Here is a 23,409-nt window from a genome sequence, read left to right as displayed (position 1 = left end):
CTGAAGTCGAGCGCCAACGCACCCAGCAAGACCTTTTCGTATCTGCCCATACAAAAAAGCGCGCCTTCGGGCGACGCATAACAATCTCAGGTGGAGCGCAGTTATGGCTTTTGTGCAACTTGAAGGACTCGGCAAACGTTACGGTGAGATCGACGCCGTCGTTGCCACCAACCTCTCGGTCGAGAAAGGCGAGTTCGTCTCGCTGCTCGGCCCCTCCGGATGCGGCAAAACCACCACCCTGCAAATGATCGCCGGCTTCGTCGAAGTCACGAGCGGTCGTATCCTGCTGGACGATCGCGACATCACCCACGCCAAACCCGCCAGCCGTGGTCTGGGCGTGGTGTTCCAGAGTTACGCGCTGTTCCCGCACATGACCGTGAAAGACAACGTCGCCTTCGGCCTGCGCATGCGCAAAGTGGCCAACGGCGAGTTGCAGCAGCGAGTGGACCGGGTGCTGAAACTGGTGCGCCTCAACCAGCACGCCGAGCGTTACCCGCGAGAACTCTCCGGCGGCCAGCGTCAGCGTGTTGCATTGGCTCGGGCTCTGGTGATCGAGCCGCCGGTGCTGTTGCTTGATGAGCCGCTGTCCAACCTCGACGCCAATCTGCGCGAAGAGATGCAATTCGAGATCCGCCGCATCCAGCGCGAAGTCGGGATCACCACGCTGATGGTCACCCATGACCAGTCCGAAGCGCTGTCCATCAGCGACCGGGTGGTGGTGATGCAGGCCGGGCGCATCACTCAGATCGACGCTCCCTACACCCTGTACGAACACCCGCGCACCGAGTTCATTTCCGGGTTCGTCGGCAAGGCCAATCTGCTGCCCGGCGAACGGGACAATACCGGCGTCGTCCAAGTGAGCAGTGGCGGCGATCTGACCCTCAGCCTGCGCCCGGAAAAAATCGATCTGCGGGAAAAAGGTCAGGGCCGTCTGCAAGGCAACATCGTCAGTCGCTTCTTTCTCGGCAGCCAATGGCTGTACGGCGTATCGACGACCCTGGGCGAACTCAGCGTGGTGCGCCGCAACGACGGTTCGGCACCGCTGACCGAAGGCACGGCGGTCGGCCTCGATTGGGACGCAACGTTGCTGCGGGTGTTGAGTGTCGACGAGGTGCCGGCATGAGTACGCTTGTCGCCATTCGCCAGGGACGCCAGGGTTACTGGCTGTCGGCACCCGCCCTGGCCTTGTACCTCAGCCTGCTGGTTATCCCGCTGCTGCTGACCTTGGTGCTGTCATTCAACGTCTTCGACTACAGCTCGGGGATCAACGGCGATGCCTACACCCTCGACCACTACAGCAGCCTGCTGGGCGACCCGTACTTCTACGAGATCTTTCTGCGCACGATTTGGATCAGTGTCCTGACCACCCTGCTCTGCGTGGCGATCGGCGTGCCCGAGGCCTACATCCTCAGTCGCATGGGAACGCCGTGGCGCTCGATTTTCCTGATTCTGATCCTCACCCCGCTGCTGATTTCAGTGGTGGTGCGCGCCTTCGGCTGGAGCCTGTTGCTCGGCGCCGACGGTCTGGTCAACCAGACCCTGCAAGCCTTCGGCGGCTCGCCAATGAAACTGCTCTACACGCCGTTCGCGGTGGTGATTGCGCTGGTCCACGTGATGCTGCCGTTCATGATCATTCCGGTCTGGACCTCGTTGCAAAAACTCGACCCGGCCGCCGAACAAGCCGCGATGTCCCTCGGTGCCAGCCACTTCACCGTGATGCGCCAAGTGGTGCTGCCGCAAATCATGCCCGGTGTGCTCTCCGGCACCTTGATCGTGTTCGGTCTCGCCGCCAGTTCGTTTGCCATCCCCGGCCTGCTCGGCGGACGCCGGATAAAAATGGTCGCCACGCTGATCTACGACCAATACCTGTCGGAGCTCAACTGGCCGATGGGTGCGGCCATCGCCGTGGCCCTGCTGTTGCTCAACCTGCTGATCATGCTGTCGTGGAACCGGATGATCGAAGGCCGCTACAAGAAGTCATTGGGATAACTCGTCATGTCCAAGAACGGTCCTTTCGCCCTGCTGTTCCATACCTTCGTGGTGCTGTTCATGCTGGCGCCCCTGGTGGTGGTTTGCCTTGTGGCCTTCACCCCGGAAAACACCCTGAGCCTGCCAACCACGGAGTTTTCCCTGCGCTGGTTCCGCGCGGTGTTCGAGCGTGCTGACTTTGTCGATGCGTTCTACAACAGCCTGATCCTGGCCTTTTGCGCGGCCAGTCTGGCGACACTGATTGCGGTGCCGGCGGCGTTGGCGATCACTCGTTTCGAATTCCCCGGACGCGACTTTTTAAACGGCCTGTTCCTGTCGCCGATCATCATTCCGCACCTGGTGCTGGGTGTTGCGTTGCTGCGGTTGTTTGCGCTGATGGGCGTCAACGGCAGCTTCGCCTGGCTGATCTTCGCCCACGTGCTGGTGATCACACCGTACGTGCTGCGGCTAGTGCTGGCGTCGGCCATCGGCCTGGATCGCAGCGCTGAACACGCCGCGCAATCGCTCGGTGCCGGGCGCTTCACGCTGTTCCGGGAAATTACTTTGCCGATGATTCTGCCGGGGGTCGCCGGTGGCTGGCTGCTGGCGTTCATCAACAGTTTCGATGAGGTCACGCTGTCGATCTTCGTCACCTCACCGGCCACGCAAACCCTGCCGGTGCGGATGTACGTGTACGCCACCGAATCCATCGATCCGATGATGGCGGCGGTGTCGGCACTGGTGATTGGGTTGACCGCGCTGACGATGATTTTGCTCGACCGGGTCTACGGCCTCGATCGGGTTCTGGTGGGCAAACAATGAGGGCGCCATGGCTCTGCTGAAACGACTGGCCGAAAGCGACCGCCCGGCCCTGGACTTTACCCTCGACGGCACACCTGCCACCGGCCTGCTCGGCGACACCTTGCTGACGGCGGTGCTGACCTGCAGCGAACACTTGCGCGGCAGCGACTTCAGCGCCGAACCCCGCGCCGGGTTTTGCATGATGGGTGCCTGTCAGGACTGCTGGGTTCGACTGGGCGATAGCCGGCGCGTGCGCGCCTGCTCGACGCTGCTCGAAGCCGGGCAGCAGATCAGCCGTGAACCGGGGCGTTCCCTATGAACACCTTTCCTACCAGCAGAAACCGTATCCCCTGTGGGAGCGAGCTTGCTCGCGATAGCGGTCTGTCTGCCAACACATCTGTTGAATGTTCCACCGTCATCGCGAGCAAGCCCGCTCCCACAGGGGTTCAGCGGCGTTCACGAAACTCGGGCGCATCCCCCATCAACTGTGGGAGCGAGCTTGCTCGCGATAGCGGTCTGTCGGCCACCACATCTGTTGACTGTGCCACCGTCATCGCGAGCAAGCTCGCTCCCACAGGGGTTCAGCGGCGTTCACACATGAGGTGGGTATGAAGTCTGTAGTCATCATCGGCGCCGGCCCGGCCGGCATTCGTGCCGCACAAACCCTGGTCGCCCACGGCGTTCGCCCGGTGCTGCTGGACGAAGCAGCACGCGGTGGCGGGCAGATTTATCGTCGCCAACCGGCAAACTTCAAGCGTTCACCGGTCAAGCTGTATGGTTTCGAAGCTGGCAAGGCCAGCGCGTTGCACCAGACGATCGACACGCTGTGCGAGCAACTCGACTACCGCCCAGAGACCCTGGTATGGAACGCCGAGGACGGTGCGCTCGACACCTTGCATGAGGGCCGCGCCGCGCGGTTGGCGTTCTCCCGTGTGATTGTCGCCACGGGCGCCACCGACCGGATTCTGCCGGTACCGGGCTGGACCCTTCCGGGGGTCTACAGCCTCGGCGCAGCGCAGATCGCCCTCAAGTTTCAAGGCTGCGCCATCGGTGAACGCGTGGTGTTCGCCGGCAGCGGGCCGTTGCTGTACCTGGTGGCGTATCAATACGCCAAGGCCGGTGCGAATGTCGTCGCGGTGCTCGACAGCTCGCCGTTCAGCGCTCAGGCCCGCGCCCTGCCCGGCCTGCTCTCGCAGCCCGCCACCCTGGCCAAAGGCATCTATTACCGCAGTTGGCTGACCGCCCACGGCATCCCGGTGCATCAGGGGGCCAGCCTGAAACGCATCAATGGCGAACAACGTGTGCAATCGCTGAACTGGTCCAACTCAAAGGGTGAACAGCAACTCGATTGCGACGCCGCCGCCTTCGCCCACGGCCTGCGCAGTGAAACCCAACTCGCCGACCTGCTCGGCTGTGAATTCGCCTGGAACCCGCTCAACCGCGCCTGGCTGCCGCAACGTGACAGCGCCGGTCGCAGCAGTGTCGCCGAGGTCTACCTGGCCGGTGACGGTGCCGGCATCATGGGCGCCGACGCGGCCGAAATGGCCGGCGAACGCGCGGCTCTGGCGTTGCTCGAAGACATCGGTTACCTGATCCCGCCGCAACGTGGGACGCAATTGGAGCAGGCGCTGGGACGGATCGATACCTTCCGCCAAGGTCTGGAACGGGCCTTCATCTTTCCCGAGAATTGGGCCGCCGATGCCCCGAATGACGTGATGATCTGCCGCTGCGAAGAAGTGCGGGCCGGCGACATCCGCCAAGTCGTGCGCGAGGGCCATTGGGAAATCAACCGGGTCAAAGCTCATTGCCGGGTCGGCATGGGGCGCTGTCAGGGTCGGATGTGTGGCGCCGCCGCCGCGGAAATCATTGCCTGCGAAAGCCAGCGCTGCGTGTCCGACATCGGCAGGCTTCGGGCTCAGGCCCCCATCAAACCCCTACCGTTTGGTCTGGAGGTCGAGTCATGATCGAAGTCGATGGCGTCATCATTGGCGGCGGAATTGTCGGTGCCTCCGCCGCGCTTTTTCTGAGCAAGGCCGGACGTCGCGTGGCGCTGCTGGAGCGGGACTTCTGTGGCTCGCATTCCAGCGGCGTGAACTACGGCGGCGTACGGCGTCAGGGGCGACCGTTGTCGCAACTGCCGCTGTCGCAGCGGGCCCACGACATCTGGGGGCAACTGCCGCAGCTGATTGGCATCGACGGTGAATATCAGCGTAGCGGTCATCTGAAACTGGCCCGCAGCCTCAACGACCTGCACGCCTTGCAAGACTATGCCGCCAGCAGTCGGGGTTTTGGCCTCGATTTGCAGGTACTCGATCGCAGTGAATTACGCGCACGTTTTCCGTGGGTCGGCGAGGTGGCGGTCGGTGCCTCGTTTTGCCCCGATGACGGTCACGCCAACCCGCGACTGGTCTCCCCGGCGTTCGCCCGGGCGGCGCGGCGACATGGAGCACAAGTCCATGAACAATGCCCAGTGACGGCGGTGGAACACGACGGGCAACGCTTTCGCATCAGCACGCAAAGCGGTCTGGAGTTGCAGGCGCCCTGGCTGCTGAATTGCGCCGGCGCCTGGGCCGGCACCCTGGCAGAGCAATTCGGTGAGGGGGTGCCGATGCACGCCGGGCACCCGGCGATGCTGGTCACCGAGCCGTTGCCGCTGGTGATGAACGCCAGCACCGGGGTCGAGGGCGGTGGCATTTATGCGCGCCAGGTCGCGCGCGGCAATTGCGTGTTGGGTGGCGGTCAGGGGTTTGCCCTCGACGGCGCCCGCGCCCGGCCCGGTCAACACGCCGTGATCGAGATCCTGCGTCAGGCCGTCGAGCTTTATCCGTTTCTTGAAGGCGCCCAGGCGATTCGCACCTGGAGCGGCACCGAAGGTTACCTGCCCGATCGCCAACCGGTGATCGGCCACAGTGGCACTCAACCCGGTCTGCTGCACGCGTTCGGCTTTGCCGGTGCGGGCTTTCAGATCGGCCCCGCGGTGGGCCAGGCGCTCACCGAAATCATCTGCAGCGGCGCCTCAAAAGCGTCGCTGGATGCGTTTTCCATCACCCGGTTTCACTCCATCTCCGTTGCTTGATAGAGGAAGGTCGCGCCAATGAATAACGTCAAACGCAATGCTCTGCTCGGTATCTCCTGCTTGAGCGCCCTGCTCACGGTCACCCAGGCCCAGGCCGAACCGACGCTTTACCTGGGCATGAACGGCGGGACTATGGAGCGGCTCTACGCCGACAAGGTGCTGCCGGTTTTCGAGAAGGCCAACAACGTCAAAGTGGTGATCGTGCCCGGCACCTCCGCCGATATCCTGGCCAAGGTCCAGGCCAGCAAAGGCAACCCGCAGATGCATGTGATGTTCCTCGACGACGGCATCATGTACCGCGCCATCGCCATGGGGCTGTGCGACAAACTCGAAGACAGCGCACCGCTGGCGCAGATTCCGGCCAAGGGCCGCATCAAGGATCAAGCGGTGGCGGTCAGCCTCGGCGTGACCGGGCTGGCATACAACACGCGTCTGTTCAAGGAGAAAGGCTGGACCGCACCGACCTCGTGGATGGACATGGCCGACCCGCGTTTCAAGGACAAACTGGTGTTCCAGTCGATGGCCTCATCGACCTTCGGCCTGCACGGCTTCCTGATGTTCAACCGGATTCAGGGTGGCAGCGAAACCGACGTCGAGCCGGGTTTCAAGGCGTGGCCGAACACCGTCGGGCGCAACGTGCTGGAGTACATTCCGAGTTCGGCGAAGATTTCCGAAATGCTTCAGACCGACGAAGCCGCGCTGTTCCCGCTGACGCCGACCCAGGTCACCGCCCTGAAACTCAAGGGCATGCCGGTGGAGTATGCGCAGCCGAAGGAAGGCGCCGTGGTGCTCAATGTGGCCGAATGTGCCATCGCCAACAACACACAGCCGGAACTGGCACAGAAACTCGCCGCCTTCTTGCTGACACCTGAAGCGCAGGCCGCCGCGCTTGAAGACGGCGACCAGATCCCATCCAACCCCAATACCCCGACCACCGACAAGACTCGCGGCCAGGTCGAGGCGATGAAGCAGTACCTGACCACGGCCATTGCGATCGATTGGGATCAGGTCAACGAACAGCGTCCGGCGTGGAATGCGCGGTGGAATCGTAGTATCGAGCGCTAACTGACAAACACCCCATAACTGTCAGCAGGAACGCAATCGATGTAGCAGCTGCCGAGCCTGCGAGGCTGCGTTCGGCTCGGGCCGCGTTCGGACGCAGCAGTCGCCAATCCATTCCCTGCGGTTTGCCTGAATGACCGCGGTGTTTGGTTTTACGACTGCTTCGTCCGAACGCGGCCCGAGCCGAACGCAGCCTCGCAGGCTCGGCAGCTGCTACGGGTCGGCACAACTGGAATGAAAATCCCCCCTCTGGTTACACTATGCCGCCGCTCGGGGAGCCGGCATGACGATTACGGGGTGAAATCACAGTGGCCGTTCGACCGCCAAACCGTTCGCGACTCACACCACGCTGGCCCACGCTACGCCGCTTGTTCGGCAAGTCATCGGCGGCATCCGCCGGGCACACCGCGACCAGTCGAGTCATCCACGATTACTTCCACCGCAAGGCCCACACCCAGGGTTACACCCTCAGCCATAGCCAACTGCGCGTCATCGACTGCATGGCGCAACACGCCGCAGCGCTACCGGGCAACTCGACAAAAACGCTTCCCGGCCTTTACCTGCACGGCGCCGTGGGTCGCGGCAAGAGCTGGCTGCTCGACGGGTTTTTCCAGGCCATTCCCATCGCGGAAAAACAGCGCCTGCATTTTCATGAGTTTTTTGCGCAACTACACCAAGGAATGTTCACTCATCGCGATCACCCCGATGCGCTGGAAACCACCCTTGATGAACAGCTGCGCGATTGCCGGGTGCTGTGTTTCGACGAGTTTCACGTCCATGATATCGGCGACGCGATGCTCATCACCCGGCTGTTCAAGGCACTGTTCCGCCGAGGCATCCTGCTGCTGGTCACTTCTAACTACATACCGGAAGGACTGCTGCCCAACCCGCTGTACCACGCGCGCTTCAAACCGGTGATCGACCTGATCAACGCTCGCATGCAGGTCATGGAGGTCGGCGGCCCCCACGACTACCGCAGTCAGGTCAGAACCCATGCCCAGCAGCTGTTTACCCAGGGACAGTACGTCTGGCCCGCTACCGCAACGCAGCGTCAGTCGTTGAACCTGCCCGAACGCGACGCGCCGGCCATTCAACTGCCCGTCGGGACACGCAACCTTCAGGCCCGACACTGCGAAGGGCGAACCATCGGTTTCACTTTCGGCGATCTGTGCGACCAACCCACCGCGGTCATGGATTACCTGGGGCTGTGCCGACGTTTCGATCATTGGTTCATCGATGAACTGCCCAACCTCGCCGATTGTTCCATCGCCGCCCAGCAGCGCTTCATCAATCTGGTCGACGTCCTGTACGACCAGGACAAGCACCTGATTCTGCTCGGGCAGCTGTCTTTGCGCGAAAGCCTGGGCGGCGATGCCATCGATCTGGCGCGCACGCGCAGCCGGTTGGGGCAGTTGGTGGAAGTCAGGGAGCCGTAGGTTTTGTGGCGTCTGTCAGACCGCTATCGCGAGCAAGCTCGCTCCCACATTAGATCGCGTCCGTCCAGACAACTCGGTCAACTGTGGGAGCGAGCTTGCTCGCGATAGCGGTGTGACAGACACCACACCTTTGCCGGTATCATGTCGCCCATTTCCAGGCCCCAGCGCCCTCCCCTCGATCAAAGTGAATCTGTTCATGGATACCCTTGCCCAACTGCGCGCCGGCCAACTGTCGGGCGTTACCCGCCTGGACCTCACCGGCGGCCTGACGGAGTTTCCGCGAGAAATCTTCGACCTGGCGGACTCGCTGGAAGTCCTCAACCTCAGCGGCAATGCCTTGAGCAGTCTACCGGACGACTTGCACCGCCTGACCCGTTTGCGCGTGTTGTTCTGCTCGGACAATCTATTCACCGAACTGCCCGACTGCCTGGGCCAATGCGGCGCACTGACGATGGTCGGCTTCAAGGCCAACCGCATGGAGCGCGTGCCAGGCGCGGCCCTGCCACCGTTGCTTCGCTGGCTGATCCTGACCGATAACTGCATCACTGAACTGCCGGCCGAGCTGGGTGAACGCCCGCACCTGCAAAAACTCATGCTTGCCGGCAACCGCTTGCAACGTTTGCCGGAGAGCTTGCGTCATTGCCATCGACTCGAACTGATCCGCATCGCCGCCAACCAGTTGAGCGAGTTACCCGAGTGGCTGCTGTCCCTGCCGAGCCTGACCTGGCTGGCGTACGCCGGTAATCCGCTGGAGACCGAAGCCGATGCGGCCGCCCTCGAAGCCACGCCTCGCATTCCCTGGTCTGAACTGCGTCTGGAGCAGCAACTGGGCGAAGGCGCCTCAGGAGTGATTCATCGGGCTATCTGGGATCGACCGGGCCAACCGGCCACTCAGGTCGCGGTCAAACTCTACAAAGGCGAAATGACCAGCGATGGCTCGCCGTTGCACGAAATGAACGCCTGCATCACCGCAGGTTGTCACTCCAACCTGATCCGGGTTGAAGGGCGAGTCGTCGGGCATCCAGAAGCCCAGGCCGGGCTGGTGATGCAACTGATCGATCCGAGCTATCGCAATCTGGCCGGGCTGCCGAGCCTCGCGTCATGTACCCGCGACGTTTACGCCAATGACACCCGGTTCAGCGCGGGTGTGGCATTGCGCATCGCTTGGGGCATCGCCTCGGCAGCCGAGCATTTGCACCAACATGGCATCACCCACGGCGACCTCTACGGCCACAATATTCTGTGGAACGAGTACGGTGATTGCCTGCTGGGGGATTTTGGCGCGGCGTCTTTCCATGCCACCTCGGACAGCCTTGAAAGCCGTGCGTTGCAACGGATCGAAGTGCGGGCGTTTGGTATTTTGCTGGGGGAACTGTTGGAGCGGATCGACTCGGGGTTGAGCGATGAGGGTCGGGGGCTGCTGGAGGCATTACAGCAGCGCTGCTGTCAGCCGCAGGTGCTGGCGCGACCGGGGTTCGGCGAGATAATTCAGGAGTTGAATGGCTGGTGACCGCTTCGCGGTCAATCGTCGGATCGCCGCCCGGAGCAAGCTCGCTCCCACAGGGGTTCTGTATTGGTGACAAATCATGTGTACGACACAAAACCAATGTGGGAGCGAGCTTGCTCGCGATGACGGTGTCACTGGCGAAAAATATTAACCCGCCAACCCGACAAACATGTCCTGCACGTCATCGTGGTTATCGAGGCCTTCGAGGAAGGCTTCGACTTCAGCCATCTGCTCATCGCTCAGACCGCTGACCGGGTTTTTCGGCTGGTAACCCAACTTGGCCGACAACACGGTGAACCCTTGCTCGGGCAGGGCTTTCTGCACGGCGTCCAGGTCCGCAGGCTCGGTCAGGAACAGGGTCGTGCCCTCTTCTTCACCCGGCTCGAAATCCTGGGCGCCGGCTTCGATGGCGGCCATTTCCGGATCGGCGTCAGGGCTGTCCGGGGACGCCTCGATCATGCCCACATGGTTGAAGTCCCACGCGACCGAACCGGAAGCGCCCAATTGGCCCTTGCGGAACGCGACGCGGATTTCCGCCACGGTGCGGTTGATGTTGTCGGTCACGCATTCGACGATCAACGGAACCTGGTGCGGAGCGAAACCCTCGTAAGTCACGCGATGGTACTGAACGGTCTCACCCAGCAGGCCCGCGCCTTTTTTGATGGCGCGATCCAGAGTTTCCTTGGGCATCGAGGCTTTCTTTGCCTGTTCAACCACCAGACGCAGGTGTGCGTTGGTAGCGACATCGGTACCGTTGCGGGCAGCGATGGTGATTTCTTTTACCAGTTTGCCGAAGATCTTGCCCTTGGCGTTAGATGCCGCTTCTTTGTGTTTAACCTTCCACTGTGCGCCCATTACTCACTCTCTTGATCTGTGGCGCCGAGACATCTATTGGCCGACGCATGGCGCAAGTTTATACGCCCTAAAGTTGGCAATCGACCAAAAAATCCACCCTGTTCACCCGCATGACGAATCGACATCTCCACCGGCAGTTGTAGGGCGATTCTGAAACTTCGATTTGCGGTGACCATAAAGGGCTGTGGTTTCGTACCCTCTGCGCCCGAATTCCATGGCAGAAGCGCGTTCGATGCACAACGACAAGGAAAGTCCCTTCACCCTGACACTTCTCGACGGCGATTTGAGTTTGCAGGTGTTGCAGTTCAGTGGCCGAGAAGCCCTCAACCAGCCCTATCGATTCGACATCGAAGTCATCGGCCTCGCACCGGCCATGAACCTCGACCGATTGCTGCAACAGCCGGTGTACCTCAGCCTGATGGAGGGCCAGGGTATTCATGGCGTTCTTCACAGTGCCAGTCGCGAGCATCGCGGCCCCCACCGGATCGGCTACAAACTGGTGCTGGTGCCCTACCTTCAATGGCTCGACCGACAGCGTTCACGCCGCGTCTTTCATCACCTCAGCGTACCGATGATCCTGCGCCAACTGCTGAAGGAACATGATGTGCCCGAGGGGAGCTATCGCTTCGAATTATCCAACGGACACTATCCCGTCCGGCCTTTTTGCATTCAGTACGAGGAGAGCGATCTGGCATTGCTGCAACGGCTGTGCGAAGAAGAAGGCATTCACTATCACTTCGAACATCAGCGCGACGGGCATGTGCTGGTCCTGGCGGATGACAGCCTGAGTTTCCCCCAAGAACCAGTCCTTACGCCTTTCCAGGGCAACGCGCCCGAAGACAGTGACGTGCCGGTGATCAGTGAGTTGTTCCAGCGCCATGACTCGCCACCCTTTCCCTCACGACTAGAGGCCAGGAACCGTGGCTCGCAAAAACCCGGTGAGGGAGCGGCCAACCACGCTTTCAGCAAACCATTGCCGGTGATGGTCCGGCCCGCGGCCGAGCACATCCATCACGATCAGTTGAGCCGACGACAACTGGAGCGTCTGCGTTGCCAGCATCTGCAGATCCACGGTCAAAGCAACCAGAGCGCACTGCGCAGCGCACGGATAGTGCAAGTGTCAGAACATCCACTGCCGAATTTCAACGATCAATGGCTGCTCACCGAAACCCGACACCAGGGGCAACAACCTTCGATTCTTGCCGCCGACAAACCCGATACGGTTCGCCATTATCGCAATCAGTTCACCGCCATTCCCTGGTCAACGGTCTTCAGGCCGGCGCTCAGACAGACCAGGCCGAGCATCCCGGGCTATCAGCCCGCCCGGGTGCAGGGCCCTGCCGGGCATCCGGCGGCGCTGGATGATCGAGGTCGAATACAGGTCAGGCTGTGGCCAACAGCGCAAGCGAATCCGGTTGAATCTGCCGGTCTCTGGATACCGGTGGCCCTTGCTGCGCCGGACGGTCGGATTGCCCCGTCCAGCCTGCCACCGGCCGGCAGCGACGTCCTCATCAGTTTTCTCGACAGTGACCCGGACCGGCCGGTGCTGTGCGTCGGCATGGGCCATCACCCGCGCACTCGGCCTGTTCCCGAGCCACGCCGCGATAGCCACTTGCTGCTCGATTGGCTGGTCAATCGCTCGGACCTCACACCCTGACTCTCAACCCTTGTCGGCCTTGCCTGCCGCCGCCGCGAACTTCGCCAGACGCACATCCAGATATCGTGGCCGGTGCCCGTGATCCTCGGCGCGCTCCTTGCGGCGGATGGCGTTGCGCACCATCAGGGAGCCGAGGTAACGAATCGGCTCGGGTGGAAAGAAGCCCAACGGGCCGTTGACCAGAGGCGAACGGGTCCAGGCGTTGTCCAGTCCCTGAACCATCGAGGCGAGAATCTGCCCGCCCATATGACACGGGCCAACCCCGCTGCCGGAGTATCCGAAACCGTAAAACACGTTGCCACTGGCGCTCATCTGACCGAAGAACGGCAAACCGGTGACCGAGCGATCAGACGGACCGTTCCATGTCGCCTCGACCTTGACCTGGGCAAACGCCGGAAAAAACTCGCTCAGGCTGTGCTGCAACAAACCGGCATAGGGCGATGGCTGATCGAACACCGGCAACATTCGCCCACCGTAAGCAAAGGTGTTGCCGCCCTTGCCGAGCATGATTCGGCCGTCCGGGGTGTTGTGGTAGTAGTGCACGAAAATCCGCGAATCGAGCACGGTGACGCCGCTGGTCAAACCGATCTCATTAAGCAGATCGGGTCGTGGTTCAGTGATCAGCATGTCGCTGGAAACGATCGCTACACTGCGCTCGAACTGTGGAAACGCCCGGGCCATCCAGGCGTTCATCGCCAGCACCACGCGATCCGCGCGAACGGTGCCATTCGGGGTTTGTATCCCCGCAGGCTTGCCCTCCTGCAACCCGGTCATGGCGGTGTGCTCGTGAATCCTCACCCCGAGTTGCAAGGCGACCCGGCGCAAGCCGCGCACCAGTTTGCCCGGTTGCACGCTGGCCGCCGCCGGGGAAAACCAGCCTTCCAGATGTTTGCTGGAACCGGCCATGCGTTGCACATCGGCCACCGGCCGTTGGGTGAAAGAGTTGATGCCATTGCGCTCCAACGCCGCGATGACGGCGTCGGTCGAGCCGCATTGGGCGCGGTTGGTGGCGGTGTACAGCGTACCGTCGAGGCGGTAATCGGCGTCCACCGCGTACTGCTCGCAAAAGGCGCCGATGGCATGGATGCTGCGCTCCGATTCCTTGACCAGTCGCACGGCTTCTTCGACGCCGAACAGCCGCTCAAGGGTGAAGTACTTGGCCGACCACGACAGTGCACAACCACCGTTGCGACCACTGGCGCCGGCGCCGCAGATATCGGCCTCGATCAGCAGCACATCCAGTTCGGGGTTCTGTTCCTTGAGCATGATCGCGGTCCAGAGTCCGGTGTAGCCACCGCCGACGATGCAGACGTCGGCGCGGGTGTCGCCCGCCAAGGATTCGCATGGCGCGCAGGACTCGGCCGCCAGCGCCTGTTCCAGCCAAAAAGGTCTCATGGGTCAATCCTTAAGTACGCAGAGGTTTTACGGTGATCGGTTGGTTAGGCACGAAAGCGCTTTCGGCACGCAGGCCAGCCGGGCGGCTGTTCCAGTGCGGGATCAGCACCAGGGCCGAGAACATCGCGCAGCCAGCGAAGACGATGAACACGGTGACCGAGTCGAAGTAGCCCGGCAGCAATCCGCCAAGAATCGCCCCGACCGAGCCGCAACCGTTGACGAAACCGGCCGCTGTGGCGCCCGCCTTGGCGGTGCCGAAATCGATCGCGGCCGCGCCGCTGATCATCGAGTCCGGTCCATACAGGGTCAGGCCCATGACGAACAGCAGCGCCACCACCAGCGTCACGCTGCCGGTATGCAGGGCGCCCATGAACAAGGCCAGGGTGACGGTCAACGCCAACAGGCTGAGCACACACGCCGGCATGCGTCGGGCGCCGAACAGTTTGTCCGAAGCGAGCCCCAGCAGAATCGGCCCGAGTAACCCGGCCAGTTCAAACGCGGTCGGAATGATTGCCGCGCCGACCTTGCCCACCGAGGGCATCTGCTCGAAGACGATCACTGGTCCCCAGAGCAGAATCGCGTAGCGAGCCGGCTTCAGCAGAAAGTACGCGAGGCCCAGAACCAGCACGGTGCGGTTGCGCAGAATTTCTTTTAACGGTTCCAGAATGCTGATCTTGCTTTGCAAGTCGGCCTCTTGCGCCGTCAGTTCCGGCTCCGGTTCCACCGCCGGCAAGCCAACGTCTTCGGGTTTGTTGCGCTGAAAAATAAAAAACAGCACGGCGACCAGCCCAACCACCGCCGCACTGGAAAAGAACGCCGCATGCCAGGTGCCGATCAGCGTATACGCCCACCAGCCAGCGAACGGCGAAGCCACCAGCCCACCAAAGGCATAGCAGGAACTCCACAACCCCAGCACCCGCCCGCGCTGTTCAGAGGGAAAGAAGCTACCGAGGTTCTTGCACAGCCCGGACCAGCCAGTGGACTGAGCAAACCCTTGAATCAACATGCAGGTAGCGAAGATTGGCAACGTCGCGAAACTGCCCATCACCAAGGCTGCCGCCGCTGAAATCAACAACCCGCCAAACACTACGACCCTTGGGCCAAAGCGGTCGGCCAGGACGCCCCAGGTGAATTGCCCGATGGCGTAAGCCGTCAGGTAGATGGCGTCGAGGTTGGCCATGGCCATTTTGTCGAGCATGAAGGTGGGGTCTTCGGCGATCCCCAGTTTTGCCACGGAAAAAGCTTTGCGGGTGAAGTAGAAAGCGGCGTAAGCGAGCCAGGTGATCGCGAAGATCTGCACGCGCCAACGCTTGATAGTGCCGATGTGCTTGTTCATGGTGGTTCTGACCTCAGGGTGTGAGTGTGCCGGCAGAAATTGAGAAATCACGCCTGTTTTTTTATTGTTGAGCACTTCGATATCGCAGCGTCCCTGAGGCGATATCGGTCAGATGAGTCCTGCTGTTGCACGCACAGGCTCATGGCCGCCGACGCTGTTCGACTGACCAGTCACCGGGGCTGAGGTCGATAAAAACAATTACTGATTAATAAGTGAAATCGATTTATCGTATTTCCAATATAAGCTCAGCTTGTTACTGGAGGTTTCGATGTCGGTTTCCCACGCCCAGCTCAAAGCCTTCCACGCCGTGGCCGTGCACGGAAGCTTTACCAAAGCCGCCGAGCGGCTATTCCTCACCCAACCGGCGATTTCCGACCAAGTGCGCAAGCTCGAAGAGCGTTTCGGTGTGCTGCTGTTCCATCGCAACAAACGCTCGGTCCGGCTGACGGATCTGGGCGAGCGTTTGCTGAGCATTACCCAGCGATTGTTCGTTATCGAGGCCGAGGCGCAGGAGCTCTTGCATGACTCCAGGGCCTTGCAGACCGGCAGCCTGATTCTCGCGGTGGATGCGCCAGTGCACGTGTTGCCGCAGATTGCTCGCTTCTGTGAGCGCTACCCCGGCATCAGCGTGAAGATCGAAACCGGCAACACCGACGAATCGCTGTTTCGGCTGTTCAACTATCAGGCCGACCTGGCGTTGCTGGGCCGGGAGGTGAGTGACGAACGTCTGATCTCGCTGCCGCTGCGCAACGACCCGATGGTGGCGTTCGTTTCGCGCAATCATCCGTGGGCCGACCGCGAGTCGATTTGCCTCGCGGATCTGGATGACACGCCTTTGGTGCTGCGGGAAATCGGCTCGGTGACGCGCCAGACGCTGGAAGAAGAAATGGCTCAGGCAGGCTTTCGCATTCGGCCGGCGATTCAGGTTGAAGGCCGGGAAGCGGCGCGTGAGGCGGTGGTCGTGGGGATTGGCGTTGGTGTTGTATCAGCCGCCGAGTTCGGTGCAGATTCGAGGGTTTGCGCGTTGCCGATTACCGACTGCAAACGACGATTGACCGAGACGCTGGTGTGCTTGCGCGAGCAAAGTTCGCGGCGGGTGGTGGCGACGTTTCTGGAGATGGTTCGCGAGAGTCTGGCATAAGCAGGCCCGGCCCCATCGCGAGCAAGCTCGCTCCCACACTGGTGTTGCGTTGATCACATAATCTGTGGCCAACATAGATCCCCTGTGGGAGCGGGCTTGCTCGCGAAGGCCGCGCCGCGGATCAACTGGATGGCGCCAAGTCGAAAAACGCCTGTATCAAGCGCAAATCTCGCCGCCGCTCCATGCAGCCAATCATGTGTCGGTTAACCAACCCTTCACCAAGAATCGGCACCGCCGCCACCCGCGGGTCATGACTGACTTCCACCGACGACACCACGCCAACCCCCAACTCTGCGGCGACGGCTTCGGTCACCGCCTCGCGACTGTCCAGCTCCAGCAACACCCGTGGACTGACCAACGCCGCCGCACAGGCCTCGTCGAAGGTGCGCCGGGTGATCGAACTTGGCTCGCGCAACACCATGATCACCTGATCCAGCGCCTTGAGCGGCACCCCCTTGGACATCTGCGCCCACGGATGACCGTCGGGCACCAGCGCACAAATCCGTGATTCGCTTAAGTCTTGCAAATGCAGCCCCTTGCGCGGTTCGACCTCGGTCAGCACCGCCACGTCGGCATGCTCCGACAGCAACGCCGCCAAGGTTTCCTGTGCATTACCCAAACGCAGGTTCACGGTGATCCCCGGATAACGCGCGCGCAAACTGGCGAGCATCGGCATGACCATGTGCGGCCCGTCCGCCGCCACTTCCAGGCGTCCGGTCAGCAACTGCCGGTTGGCCTCGAGCATCACCTGCGCCTCTTCGGCCAGACCGAACATTGCCCGGGTGATCGCGGCCAGTTTGGTGCCCTCCTCCGTCAGTTCCACCCGTCGTGCGGTGCGCCGCAACAGGGTGATTTGGTAATGCTCCTCCAGCGCCTTGATGTGCCCGGTGACCGCCGGTTGGCTGATGAACAGTCGCGCGGCGGCCCGGGTGAAGCTGCCCTCGCGGGCCACCGCATCGAATGCGCGAAGCTGGAACAGGTTCATGAATAACCCTCACTGATGGCTGGCATAACAACAAACAATTTGATTGATAGCACGGCAAATTGCAATTTAAGCCCCGTAGCGTCATCCCATCGATTGCGAGGACACGAGAATGAGTACTGCCGAACCCATCCTGCTCACCCCCGGCCCACTGACCACATCGACCCGCACCCGTCAGGCGATGATGGTCGACTGGGGGTCATGGGATGACCGCTTCAATCAACTGACCGCCAGCCTCTGCGAACAACTGCTGGCGATCATCAACGGCGGCGATAGCCACCACTGCGTGCCCCTGCAAGGCAGCGGCACCTTCGCGGTCGAAGCGGCGATCGGCACGCTGGTGCCTCGCGACGGCAAAGTCCTGGTGCTGATCAATGGCGCCTACGGCAAACGCCTGGCGAAAATCTGCGAAGTCCTCGGTCGCTCCTTCAGCACCTTTGAAACCGCTGAAGACGAACCGACCACCGCAGCCGACGTTGACCGTCTGCTGCGTGCCGACGCCAGCATCACCCACGTCGCGCTGATTCACTGTGAAACCAGCACCGGCATCCTCAATCCGCTGCCGGAAATCGCCCACGTCATCGCGCAACACGGCAAACGCCTGATCATCGACGCTATGAGCTCTTTCGGCGCGCTGCCGATCGACGCGCAACAGGTGCCGTTCGACGCGCTGATCGCCGCCTCAGGCAAATGCCTGGAAGGCGTGCCGGGAATGGGCGTTGTCTTCGCTCGCAAAGAGGCACTGGCCAATGCCGCCGGTAACTCGCACTCGCTGGCGATGGACCTTTTCGATCAGCACACTTACATGGCCAAGACCGGCCAGTGGCGCTTCACCCCACCGACCCACGTGGTCGCGGCGTTGCACGAAGCCCTGCTGCAATACAACGAAGAGGGTGGTTTGCCCGCCCGGCATCAGCGCTACGCCAACAACTGCAAAGTGCTGCTGGATGACATGGCCAAACTGGGGCTGCGCAGTTTCCTGCCCGCCGAGATTCAGGCGCCGATCATCGTCACCTTTCATGCACCGAAAGATCCGCGCTACCAGTTCAAGGAATTCTACGAACGCGTCAAGGCCAAGGGTTTCATCCTCTACCCCGGCAAATTGACCCAGGTCGAAACCTTCCGCGTCGGCTGCATCGGCCACGTCAACCAGGCCGAGATGCACGCGGCCGTGGCGGCGATCGCCGAGGTGTTGCAGGAAATGGAAGTGTTGGAAATCTAAACCACACCGCAATCCACTGTGGGAGCGGGCTTGCTCGCGAATGCTGACTGACATTCAACATTGATGTCGTCTGACGCACCGCCTTCGCGAGCAAGCCCGCTCCCACCAAAAGCAGCTCCCCTATTAGCCAGTTGCCACAGGATCCTGATCACCATGAACTATACAAACCCAACCAAACTGCAAGCCGCCATCCTCGACTGGGCCGGCACCGTGGTCGATTTCGGCTCCTTCGCCCCGACACAGATTTTTGTCGAAGCTTTCGCCGAATTCGACGTTCAGGTTTCCATCGAAGAAGCCCGCGGGCCGATGGGCATGGGCAAATGGGACCACATCCGAACCCTGTGCGATCAGCCGGAAGTGGCCGAACGTTATCGCACAGTGTTCGGCCGTACGCCGACCGACGACGACGTCACCGCCATCTACAAACGCTTCATGCCCCTGCAAATCGAGAAAATCGCCGAGCACTCGGCGCTGATCCCGGGCGCACTGGACACCATCGCCAACCTGCGCCAGCAAGGGATCAAGATTGGTTCCTGCTCCGGCTACCCGAAACAGGTCATGGACAAAGTTGTCGAGCTGGCCGCCACCAACGGTTACGTCGCCGACCACGTGGTCGCCACCGACGAAGTGCCCAACGGACGCCCATGGCCGGCCCAGGCGCTGGCTAACGTGATTGCGCTGGGCATCGATGATGTCGCGGCCTGCGTGAAGATCGACGACACCGTGCCGGGCATTCTCGAAGGTCGTCGCGCCGGCATGTGGACCGTGGCGTTGATCTGCTCGGGCAACGCACTGGGCCTGGACTACGAAGGTTATCGGGCCTTGGGCAGTGACGAACTGGCCAGCGAACGCAAGCGCATCCATGCGATGTTCGAAGGCTCTCGGCCGCACTACATGATCGACACCATCAGCGATTTGCCGGAAGTGATCGCCGATATCAACCAGCGCCTGGCCAAGGGTGAGATGCCACAAACCAACTGATTGCGCCTGTCGCCGCATAAAAAAGCGCCAGTTTCTTAACGGAACTGGCGCTTTTTTTTGGTCGACCACCTGATCCAGAGCATTGAACACCCAAATAGCCACAGGCAAATCCACCAAAGCGGATTACAGTTAAAGCACACCGTCGAACAAGAACGGTGGCTCGACCTGACCTGTGAGGAACACCGTATGCCCTGGAAGAATTCCGACTCACGCTACAGCACCGTATCGATCGTGCTGCATTGGTTGATGCTGGTCCTGCTGGCGCTGGTTTACGCCTGTATTGAATTTCGCGGAATCTTTCCAAAAGGCAGTGGCGGCCGGACGCTGATCACCGAATCGCACTTTTTGCTGGGCTTGACGGTGTTTGTCCTGGTTTGGCTGCGGCTGTTTGCGCGCAGCCTGGGCTCGGCACCGCAAATCTTCCCGGCCTCCCCTCACTGGCAGACCGTGCTGGCCAAATTGATGCACTGGGCGCTGTACATTTTCATGATCGCCATGCCGATTCTGGGCTGGCTGGTCACCAGCGCCAAGGGTCACCAAGTGATGTTCTTCGGCTTCGACCTGCCGTTGCTGGTCGCGGAGGACAAGGCGTTGGCCAAGCAGATTCAGGGTTGGCATGAACTCGGCGGCACCCTTGGTTACTGGCTGATCGGTCTGCATGCCGTGGCGGGGATTTATCACCACTATGTGGTGGGCGATAACACCTTGCTGCGGATGATGCCCAAGCGCGGGTGAATCCCGCCGCTCACTGGAAACCCCGGCGGCCCTGCAAACCGCCGGTATGGATAAAGATCAGGCGTGTGCCCTTTTCGAATCTTCCGGCTTCGACTTGCTGCTTGAGCGCCAACAGTGCTTTGCCGGTGTACAGCGGTTCGAGGGGAATGCCGCTGGCCTGTTCGGCCTGATCGATGAATTCGAGCAACAGCGGATCGACTTTGGCAAAGCCGCCACGGCTGGCGTCGAACCATTCATAGGCGCGATTGTGTAAACCCGCCTCCCGCACGATCGAATCGACCTGCTGCGCAACCCCATGATCGTCGGGCACCGCCAGCGCGCCATACACTGGGTGTTCACCTGCTTCGGCCAGCACCAGACCGGCCAGGGTCGTGCCCGTTCCACAGGCTAGCCACCAGCCGTCATAGTCGCTCCAGCCAAGACCGTTCAGTTGCTCGCTGACCATTGTCCTCAGCTGCAGGCAGCCCTTGGCGCCCTGCAAACCGCCGCCACCTTCCGGCACCGGATGCAGATCGGGATACTGCGCCTGCCATGGCAGCCAGAAACCCGGCTCGTGCCGCGCTCGATAACCGCCATAACCCAGCCAATGCAATTGCATGCCAAACGCCTGCAAGTCTTTCACCGTCGGCGTTTCTTGCGGATGACCGCGCAGCAGGCCAACGGTGCGAAAACCAAAACGCTTACCCGCCGCGGCCAGTGCATGCAGATGATTGGAGTGGGCACCGCCCAGACTGATGATGCCTTTGGCACCGATCTGGTCAGCAGCTTTCAGGTGCTCGATGAGTTTGAACCACTTGTTGCCGCTGATCTGCGGGTCGATTTGGTCAAGGCGCAGGATCGCGACTTCGATGCTTGATCGGGTGAGCCAATCAAGATGAAGGTGCTCGAGGGGGGCCTGGGGTAGCCAATCGGTTGGAGGGGAAAGCATTGGCGCCTGATTGTGCTCGGGTAGATCCAGCATTCTAGTCGCTCAAAGTCAGCCATCGCGAGCAAGCTCGCTCCCACAGGGGTTTTGAATCGGTCACAAAATTTGTGAGCAACACAGAACCTGTGGGAGCGAGCTTGCTCCGGGCGGCGTTCCGACGATGGCCATTGGCACGCTCGACCTGCGGATTACAACTCGGCGGCCAACCGCGACCCTTGGTTGATCGCGCGTTTGGCATCCAGCTCTGCCGCCACATCCGCGCCGCCAATCAAATGCACGTTCTGCCCGGCCGCCACCAGGCCATCCTGCAATTCACGCAGCGGATCCTGACCGGCGCAGATCACGATGTTGTCCACCGGCAGCACTTGCGGCTCGCCGGTTTCGCCAATGCGGATGTGCAAACCTTCGTCGTCGATCTTCAGATACTCGACGCTGTTGAGCATCTGTACCTGCTTGTTTTTCAGACCGGTGCGGTGAATCCACCCGGTAGTTTTACCGAGGCCGTCGCCGACCTTGGATTTCTTGCGTTGCAGCAGGAACACTTCACGCGCCGGTGCATGGGGTTCAGCCTTGATGCCGGCGACACCGCCGCGCGCTTGCAGATGCGTATCGATGCCCCACTCCTTCCAGAACGCCTCGCGATTCTGGCTGGTGGCCACGCCCTGGTGAACCAGGAACTCCGTCACATCGAATCCGATACCACCGGCGCCGATCACCGCGACGCGCTTGCCCACCGGTTTGCGCTCAAGGATCACGTCCAGGTAGCTCAGCACCTTGGCGTTCTCGACACCCGGAATCGCCGGGGTTCTTGGCGCGATGCCGGTGGCGAGAATGATCTCGTCGTAACCGCCTTCGACCAGCTGCGCGACGTCGACGCGGGTGTTCAGGCACACCTCGACGTTAGTGGTCTGCAGTTTGCGGTTGAAGTAGCGCAGGGTTTCGAAGAACTCTTCCTTGCCCGGCACACGCTTGGCGATGTTGAACTGGCCGCCGATTTCGCTGGCCGAATCAAACAGCGTCACCTGATGACCACGCTCAGCCGCCACGGTCGCCGCGGACAAACCCGCAGGACCGGCACCGACCACCGCGATTTTCTTGATCTGCTGCACCGGCAGGTAATTGAGTTCGGTTTCATGACAGGCGCGCGGGTTCACCAGGCAACTGGTCAACTTGCCGCCGAAGGTGTGGTCCAGACAGGCCTGGTTGCAACCGATGCAGGTGTTGATTTCATCGCCACGGCCGGCCGCAGCCTTGTTGACGAAGTCCGGGTCGGCGAGGAACGGCCGCGCCATGGAGACCATGTCGGCATCGCCTTCGGCCAGAATCTGCTCGGCCACTTCCGGGGTATTGATACGGTTGGTGGTGATCAGCGGAATGCTCACCGAGCCACGCAACTTGGCAGTGACTTTGCTGAACGCACCGCGCGGCACTTTGGTGGCGATGGTCGGAATCCGCGCTTCGTGCCAGCCGATGCCGGTGTTGATGATGGTCGCACCGGCCTGCTCGATCGCCTTGGCCAACTGGACGATTTCTTCCCAGCTGCTGCCGCCTTCCACCAGATCGAGCATCGACAGGCGGAAGATAATGATGAAATTCGGACCTACCGCTTCACGCACCCGGCGGACGATTTCCACCGGCAGGCGCATGCGGTTTTCGTAGCTGCCGCCCCAGCGGTCAGTACGGTGGTTAGTATGGGCGGCGAGGAACTGGTTAATGAAATAACCTTCGGAGCCCATGATCTCGACGCCGTCGTACTCGGCCTGTTGCGCCAGGGTCGAACAGGTGACGAAATCGCTGATCTGCTTCTCGATGCCTTCCTCGTCCAGCTCTTTAGGCTTGAACGGGTTGATCGGTGCCTGAATGGCGCTCGGCGCGACTTGTTTCGGGCTGTAGGCATAACGCCCGGCGTGAAGGATCTGCATGCAGATCTTGCCGCCCGCCTCGTGCACCGCGCGGGTGACGATCCGGTGCTTGAGCGCTTCTTCCTCGGTGGTCAGTTTGGCTGCGCCGGAGTACACCCCGCCCTCGTCGTTCGGGCCAATACCACCAGTGACCATCAGGCCAACGCCGCCTCGGGCACGTTCGGCGAAGTACGCCGCCATGCGCTCGAAACCGCCGGGCTTTTCCTCAAGACCGGTGTGCATCGAACCCATCAGGGTACGATTACGCAACGTGGTAAAACCCAGGTCCAGCGGGGCCAACAGGTGCGGGTAATGAGCGGCGGCCATCGGTAACTCCACATCGAGCGATCACGGAAAAAGTGCAGGAGCTCTTTGGCCCCCGTCAGTCATGTTGAACAGACTAAGAGTCGCGCCGCTGTCACTCAATGA

20 protein-coding genes are annotated in these 23,409 nt (G+C 61.4%); 14 read left to right on the top strand and 6 right to left on the bottom strand.

Annotated features, from left to right (window positions below):
* Window positions 1-103: 103 nt before the first annotated feature.
* From ACMXYH_RS10590 to ACMXYH_RS10550, 9 genes are all read left to right on the top strand, one after another.
* Window positions 104-1,123 (top strand): ABC transporter ATP-binding protein, encoded by a 1,020-nt coding sequence (locus ACMXYH_RS10590; protein ID WP_134421436.1) that lies wholly within the window; start codon window positions 104-106, stop codon window positions 1,121-1,123.
* Window positions 1,120-1,989 (top strand): ABC transporter permease, encoded by an 870-nt coding sequence (locus tag ACMXYH_RS10585; RefSeq protein ID WP_129437007.1) that lies wholly within the window; start codon window positions 1,120-1,122, stop codon window positions 1,987-1,989. The genes ACMXYH_RS10590 and ACMXYH_RS10585 overlap by 4 nt, the downstream gene beginning before the upstream one ends.
* Before the next feature lie 6 nt (window positions 1,990-1,995).
* Complete coding sequence (locus ACMXYH_RS10580; protein WP_415767045.1) at window positions 1,996-2,790, top strand: ABC transporter permease; 795 nt, start codon at window positions 1,996-1,998, stop codon at window positions 2,788-2,790.
* A gap of 7 nt (window positions 2,791-2,797) precedes the next feature.
* On the top strand, window positions 2,798-3,088 hold the full coding sequence (locus tag ACMXYH_RS10575; RefSeq protein WP_415767044.1) for a (2Fe-2S)-binding protein: 291 nt from the start codon (window positions 2,798-2,800) through the stop codon (window positions 3,086-3,088).
* A 289-nt stretch (window positions 3,089-3,377) separates the two neighbouring features.
* Complete coding sequence (locus ACMXYH_RS10570) at window positions 3,378-4,733, top strand: NAD(P)/FAD-dependent oxidoreductase (RefSeq protein WP_415767043.1); 1,356 nt, start codon at window positions 3,378-3,380, stop codon at window positions 4,731-4,733.
* Window positions 4,730-5,845, top strand: a complete 1,116-nt coding sequence (locus ACMXYH_RS10565) for an NAD(P)/FAD-dependent oxidoreductase (RefSeq protein WP_415767042.1) — start codon at window positions 4,730-4,732, stop codon at window positions 5,843-5,845. The genes ACMXYH_RS10570 and ACMXYH_RS10565 overlap by 4 nt, the downstream gene beginning before the upstream one ends.
* 18 nt (window positions 5,846-5,863) lie before the next feature.
* Window positions 5,864-6,910 (top strand): ABC transporter substrate-binding protein, encoded by a 1,047-nt coding sequence (locus ACMXYH_RS10560; protein ID WP_415767041.1) that lies wholly within the window; start codon window positions 5,864-5,866, stop codon window positions 6,908-6,910.
* Between the two features lie 305 nt (window positions 6,911-7,215).
* The gene (gene zapE, locus ACMXYH_RS10555; protein WP_415767040.1) at window positions 7,216-8,343 is read left to right on the top strand and encodes a cell division protein ZapE; all 1,128 of its coding nucleotides are present in this window, start codon (window positions 7,216-7,218) and stop codon (window positions 8,341-8,343) included.
* 196 nt (window positions 8,344-8,539) lie between these two features.
* Complete coding sequence (locus tag ACMXYH_RS10550) at window positions 8,540-9,853, top strand: leucine-rich repeat-containing protein kinase family protein (protein ID WP_415767039.1); 1,314 nt, start codon at window positions 8,540-8,542, stop codon at window positions 9,851-9,853.
* Window positions 9,854-9,997: 144 nt separating this feature from the next.
* Here the strand turns inward: ACMXYH_RS10550 and ACMXYH_RS10545 are convergent, their stop codons facing one another.
* Window positions 9,998-10,705 carry a YebC/PmpR family DNA-binding transcriptional regulator gene (locus ACMXYH_RS10545; RefSeq protein ID WP_129437015.1) on the bottom strand — a complete coding sequence of 236 codons (708 nt, stop codon included), beginning with the start codon at window positions 10,703-10,705 and terminating at the stop codon, window positions 9,998-10,000.
* A 232-nt stretch (window positions 10,706-10,937) separates the two neighbouring features.
* On the opposite strand from ACMXYH_RS10545, the gene ACMXYH_RS10540 reads away from it, so the two are divergent.
* Window positions 10,938-12,362 (top strand): type VI secretion system Vgr family protein, encoded by a 1,425-nt coding sequence (locus ACMXYH_RS10540; RefSeq protein WP_415767038.1) that lies wholly within the window; start codon window positions 10,938-10,940, stop codon window positions 12,360-12,362.
* Between the two features lie 3 nt (window positions 12,363-12,365).
* Here the strand turns inward: ACMXYH_RS10540 and ACMXYH_RS10535 are convergent, their stop codons facing one another.
* Both ACMXYH_RS10535 and ACMXYH_RS10530 read right to left on the bottom strand, forming a co-directional pair.
* The gene (locus ACMXYH_RS10535; RefSeq protein WP_415767037.1) at window positions 12,366-13,757 is read right to left on the bottom strand and encodes an FAD-dependent oxidoreductase; all 1,392 of its coding nucleotides are present in this window, start codon (window positions 13,755-13,757) and stop codon (window positions 12,366-12,368) included.
* A 10-nt stretch (window positions 13,758-13,767) separates the two neighbouring features.
* Complete coding sequence (locus tag ACMXYH_RS10530; protein ID WP_415767036.1) at window positions 13,768-15,093, bottom strand: MFS transporter; 1,326 nt, start codon at window positions 15,091-15,093, stop codon at window positions 13,768-13,770.
* A gap of 268 nt (window positions 15,094-15,361) precedes the next feature.
* On the opposite strand from ACMXYH_RS10530, the gene ACMXYH_RS10525 reads away from it, so the two are divergent.
* On the top strand, window positions 15,362-16,234 hold the full coding sequence (locus ACMXYH_RS10525; protein WP_415767035.1) for a LysR family transcriptional regulator: 873 nt from the start codon (window positions 15,362-15,364) through the stop codon (window positions 16,232-16,234).
* A gap of 121 nt (window positions 16,235-16,355) precedes the next feature.
* Here the strand turns inward: ACMXYH_RS10525 and ACMXYH_RS10520 are convergent, their stop codons facing one another.
* Window positions 16,356-17,219 carry a LysR substrate-binding domain-containing protein gene (locus ACMXYH_RS10520; protein WP_056740257.1) on the bottom strand — a complete coding sequence of 288 codons (864 nt, stop codon included), beginning with the start codon at window positions 17,217-17,219 and terminating at the stop codon, window positions 16,356-16,358.
* Between the two features lie 109 nt (window positions 17,220-17,328).
* Here ACMXYH_RS10520 and ACMXYH_RS10515 point away from each other — a divergent pair, with 109 nt between their 5' ends.
* The 3 genes from ACMXYH_RS10515 to ACMXYH_RS10505 all read left to right on the top strand — a co-directional run bounded on the left by ACMXYH_RS10515 (window position 17,329) and on the right by ACMXYH_RS10505 (window position 20,154).
* The gene (locus tag ACMXYH_RS10515; protein ID WP_415767034.1) at window positions 17,329-18,438 is read left to right on the top strand and encodes a 2-aminoethylphosphonate--pyruvate transaminase; all 1,110 of its coding nucleotides are present in this window, start codon (window positions 17,329-17,331) and stop codon (window positions 18,436-18,438) included.
* Window positions 18,439-18,591: 153 nt separating this feature from the next.
* Window positions 18,592-19,419 (top strand): phosphonoacetaldehyde hydrolase, encoded by an 828-nt coding sequence (gene phnX / locus ACMXYH_RS10510; protein ID WP_415767033.1) that lies wholly within the window; start codon window positions 18,592-18,594, stop codon window positions 19,417-19,419.
* Between the two features lie 186 nt (window positions 19,420-19,605).
* Window positions 19,606-20,154: a cytochrome b gene (locus tag ACMXYH_RS10505; RefSeq protein WP_129437023.1), complete on the top strand. Its 549-nt coding sequence runs from the start codon at window positions 19,606-19,608 to the stop codon at window positions 20,152-20,154.
* Between the two features lie 10 nt (window positions 20,155-20,164).
* Here ACMXYH_RS10505 and ACMXYH_RS10500 read toward each other — a convergent pair whose 3' ends face one another.
* Together ACMXYH_RS10500 and ACMXYH_RS10495 are read right to left on the bottom strand one after the other, a co-directional pair.
* The gene (locus ACMXYH_RS10500) at window positions 20,165-21,082 is read right to left on the bottom strand and encodes a 1-aminocyclopropane-1-carboxylate deaminase/D-cysteine desulfhydrase (protein WP_415767671.1); all 918 of its coding nucleotides are present in this window, start codon (window positions 21,080-21,082) and stop codon (window positions 20,165-20,167) included.
* Between the two features lie 185 nt (window positions 21,083-21,267).
* Window positions 21,268-23,307: an FAD-dependent oxidoreductase gene (locus ACMXYH_RS10495; protein ID WP_415767032.1), complete on the bottom strand. Its 2,040-nt coding sequence runs from the start codon at window positions 23,305-23,307 to the stop codon at window positions 21,268-21,270.
* Window positions 23,308-23,409 lie beyond the last annotated feature (102 nt).

This window comes from Pseudomonas frigoris (assembly GCF_047758635.1).
Classification (GTDB): domain Bacteria; phylum Pseudomonadota; class Gammaproteobacteria; order Pseudomonadales; family Pseudomonadaceae; genus Aquipseudomonas; species Aquipseudomonas frigoris.
This window is presented reverse-complemented; position numbering and strand designations above follow the sequence as displayed.

What these genes read in the sequence shown, in the direction of transcription:
- ACMXYH_RS10540 (WP_415767038.1), top strand. Translation starts at nt 10,938, where the DNA reads ATGCACAACGACAAGGAAAGTCCCTTCACCCTGACACTTCTCGACGGC.
- ACMXYH_RS10495 (WP_415767032.1), bottom strand. Translation starts at nt 23,307, where the DNA reads ATGGCCGCCGCTCATTACCCGCACCTGTTGGCCCCGCTGGACCTGGGT.
- phnX (WP_415767033.1), top strand. Translation starts at nt 18,592, where the DNA reads ATGAACTATACAAACCCAACCAAACTGCAAGCCGCCATCCTCGACTGG.
- ACMXYH_RS10580 (WP_415767045.1), top strand. Translation starts at nt 1,996, where the DNA reads ATGTCCAAGAACGGTCCTTTCGCCCTGCTGTTCCATACCTTCGTGGTG.
- ACMXYH_RS10565 (WP_415767042.1), top strand. Translation starts at nt 4,730, where the DNA reads ATGATCGAAGTCGATGGCGTCATCATTGGCGGCGGAATTGTCGGTGCC.
- ACMXYH_RS10590 (WP_134421436.1), top strand. Translation starts at nt 104, where the DNA reads ATGGCTTTTGTGCAACTTGAAGGACTCGGCAAACGTTACGGTGAGATC.
- ACMXYH_RS10500 (WP_415767671.1), bottom strand. Translation starts at nt 21,082, where the DNA reads ATGCTTTCCCCTCCAACCGATTGGCTACCCCAGGCCCCCCTCGAGCAC.
- ACMXYH_RS10535 (WP_415767037.1), bottom strand. Translation starts at nt 13,757, where the DNA reads ATGAGACCTTTTTGGCTGGAACAGGCGCTGGCGGCCGAGTCCTGCGCG.
- ACMXYH_RS10520 (WP_056740257.1), bottom strand. Translation starts at nt 17,219, where the DNA reads ATGAACCTGTTCCAGCTTCGCGCATTCGATGCGGTGGCCCGCGAGGGC.
- ACMXYH_RS10515 (WP_415767034.1), top strand. Translation starts at nt 17,329, where the DNA reads ATGAGTACTGCCGAACCCATCCTGCTCACCCCCGGCCCACTGACCACA.
- ACMXYH_RS10560 (WP_415767041.1), top strand. Translation starts at nt 5,864, where the DNA reads ATGAATAACGTCAAACGCAATGCTCTGCTCGGTATCTCCTGCTTGAGC.
- ACMXYH_RS10530 (WP_415767036.1), bottom strand. Translation starts at nt 15,093, where the DNA reads ATGAACAAGCACATCGGCACTATCAAGCGTTGGCGCGTGCAGATCTTC.
- ACMXYH_RS10525 (WP_415767035.1), top strand. Translation starts at nt 15,362, where the DNA reads ATGTCGGTTTCCCACGCCCAGCTCAAAGCCTTCCACGCCGTGGCCGTG.
- ACMXYH_RS10550 (WP_415767039.1), top strand. Translation starts at nt 8,540, where the DNA reads ATGGATACCCTTGCCCAACTGCGCGCCGGCCAACTGTCGGGCGTTACC.
- ACMXYH_RS10545 (WP_129437015.1), bottom strand. Translation starts at nt 10,705, where the DNA reads ATGGGCGCACAGTGGAAGGTTAAACACAAAGAAGCGGCATCTAACGCC.
- ACMXYH_RS10585 (WP_129437007.1), top strand. Translation starts at nt 1,120, where the DNA reads ATGAGTACGCTTGTCGCCATTCGCCAGGGACGCCAGGGTTACTGGCTG.
- ACMXYH_RS10570 (WP_415767043.1), top strand. Translation starts at nt 3,378, where the DNA reads ATGAAGTCTGTAGTCATCATCGGCGCCGGCCCGGCCGGCATTCGTGCC.
- ACMXYH_RS10505 (WP_129437023.1), top strand. Translation starts at nt 19,606, where the DNA reads ATGCCCTGGAAGAATTCCGACTCACGCTACAGCACCGTATCGATCGTG.
- ACMXYH_RS10575 (WP_415767044.1), top strand. Translation starts at nt 2,798, where the DNA reads ATGGCTCTGCTGAAACGACTGGCCGAAAGCGACCGCCCGGCCCTGGAC.